Annotated in this window: 1 tRNA gene and 2 rRNA genes (1 of these 3 cut by a window edge); all 3 read right to left on the reverse strand. The window is 55.0% G+C overall.

The annotated features are described in order from the left end of the window. Window positions 1-2: 2 nt before the first annotated feature. Window positions 3-75: transfer RNA gene (locus tag AGA_RS01420), tRNA-Met, on the reverse strand. Window positions 76-129: 54 nt separating this feature from the next. Further along, window positions 130-245: ribosomal RNA gene (gene rrf / locus AGA_RS01425) — 5S ribosomal RNA — on the reverse strand. A 112-nt stretch (window positions 246-357) separates the two neighbouring features. After that, window positions 358-2500 (reverse strand): 23S ribosomal RNA (locus tag AGA_RS01430); it runs 598 nt beyond the window's last position.

The raw sequence follows: 2500 nt of genomic DNA on the forward strand, positions 1-2500 counted from the left end.
GTTGCGGGGGACAGGATTTGAACCTGTGACCTTCAGGTTATGAGCCTGACGAGCTACCGGGCTGCTCCACCCCGCGATGGTGATTGTGTTGATTTTGTTATGAGAAGATTTGTGAGGGTAGACTGGAAGACCTGGCGGCGACCGACTTTCCCGCGGCTTAAGCCGCAGTATCATAGGCGCTGGGGGTTTTCACGGCCGAGTTCGGGATGGGATCGGGTGGAACTCTCCCCGCCATGGCCACCAGGTCATCCAGACCACCCTTTAGGGTGTGTGGATGCGGTTGGTGCGTTTTGGTGTTTTAGCGTGTGACGCGGTTATGGATGATTTCTGTGCACGGGCCATCTTTTCAGATGGTGTGAGAGTGAGCCTATTGGGTGATTAGGACCAGTTAGCTGCACGTGTTACCACGCTTCCACATCTGGCCTATTAACGTGGTGGTCTACCACGACCCTCAGGGAGATCTAGTTTTGAGGTGGGTTTCCCGCTTAGATGCTTTCAGCGGTTATCCCGTCCATACTTAGCTACCCGGCTGTGCCGCTGGCGCGACAACCGGTGCACCAGAGGTATGTTCATCCCGGTCCTCTCGTACTAGGGACAAATCCTCTCAAATCTCCAACATCCACGGCAGATAGGGACCGAACTGTCTCACGACGTTCTAAACCCAGCTCACGTACCACTTTAATCGGCGAACAGCCGAACCCTTGGGACCTGCTCCAGCCCCAGGATGTGATGAGCCGACATCGAGGTGCCAAACCTCCCCGTCGATGTGGACTCTTGGGGGAGATCAGCCTGTTATCCCTAGAGTACCTTTTATCCGTTGAGCGATGGCCCTTCCACGCGGGACCACCGGATCACTATGGCCGACTTTCGTCTCTGCTCGAGCTGTCACTCTCGCAGTCAGGCGGGCTTATGCCATTGCACTCAACAGCCGGTTTCCGACCGGCCTGAGCCCACCATCGCGCGCCTCCGTTACACTTTGGGAGGCGACCGCCCCAGTCAAACTGCCCACCATACAGGGTCCCGGACCAGGCTTACTGGCCGCGGTTAGACATCAGAAAAATTCAGGGTGGTATTTCAAGGATGGCTCCACAGGAACTGGCGCCCCTGCTTCAAAGCCTCCCACCTATCCTACACAGAATGTCTCTGATGCCACTGTAAAGCTACAGTAAAGGTTCATAGGGTCTTTCCGTCTGACCGCGGATACCCCGCATCTTCACGGGGAATTCAATTTCGCTGAGCCGATGCTGGAGACAGCGGGGAAGTCGTTACGCCATTCGTGCAGGTCGGAACTTACCCGACAAGGAATTTCGCTACCTTAGGACCGTTATAGTTACGGCCGCCGTTTACCGGGGCTTCAATTCAGTGCTCTCACACCTCCTCTTAACCTTCCGGCACCGGGCAGGCGTCAGACCCTATACGTCGTCTTTCGACTTCGCAGAGTCCTGTGTTTTTACTAAACAGTCGCTACCCCCTGGTCTGTGCCACCCACAAATGGTTGCCCAAATGTGGGTCTCGCTTATCCCGAAGTTACACGAGTAATTTGCCTAGTTCCTTCAGCATCGTTCTCTCAAGCGCCTTGGTATGCTCTACCAGTCCACCTGTGTCGGTTTAGGGTACGGTCTATACGCCAGAGCTATTTCCTGGAATGCTCCAAAAGCCGGTCCAATCCGTTAAGGACCAACAACATATCGCATTCGTCACTTCTGGCAGGTTCAGGAATGTTCACCTGATTCCCATCGACTACGGCTTTCGCCCTCGCCTTAGGGGCCGACTAACCCTGCGTGGATTAACCTTGCGCAGGAACCCTTGGACTTTCGGCGACAGTGTTTCTCGCACTGTTTGTCGCTACTCATGTCAGCATTCGCACTTCCGATATCTCCAGAAGGGGTCACCCCGCTTCCTTCACAGACTTACGGAACGCTCCGCTACCGCGCATACATAGTATGCACCCACAGCTTCGGCACGTGGCTTGAGCCCCGTTACATTTTCGGCGCAGGGTTTCTAATAGACCAGTGAGCTATTACGCTTTCTTTAAAGGATGGCTGCTTCTAAGCCAACCTCCTGGTTGTTTTGGAATCCCCACATCCTTTCCCACTTAGCCACGATTTAGGGGCCTTAGCTGGTGGTCTGGGCTGTTTCCCTCTCGACAATGGACCTTAGCACCCACTGTCTGTCTGCCAGGCTAAACTTCCGGGTATTCGGAGTTTGGTTGGGTTTGGTAAGGCTTTGGGCCCCCCTAGCCCATCCAGTGCTCTACCCCCCGGGGTCAACACCTAACGGTCTACCTCAATAGATTTCGCGGAGAACCAGCTATCTCCGAGTTTGATTGGCCTTTCACCCCTAGCCACAGCTCATCCCCGACTTTTTCAACAGGCGTGGGTTCGGCCCTCCAGTGCGTGTTACCGCACCTTCAGCCTGGCCATGGCTAGATCACTCGGTTTCGGGTCTTCTGCCAGCAACTTGGCGCCCTATTCAGACTCGCTTTCGCTACGCCTACACC

This window comes from Acetobacter ghanensis (assembly GCF_001499675.1).
GTDB classification, from domain to species: domain Bacteria; phylum Pseudomonadota; class Alphaproteobacteria; order Acetobacterales; family Acetobacteraceae; genus Acetobacter; species Acetobacter ghanensis.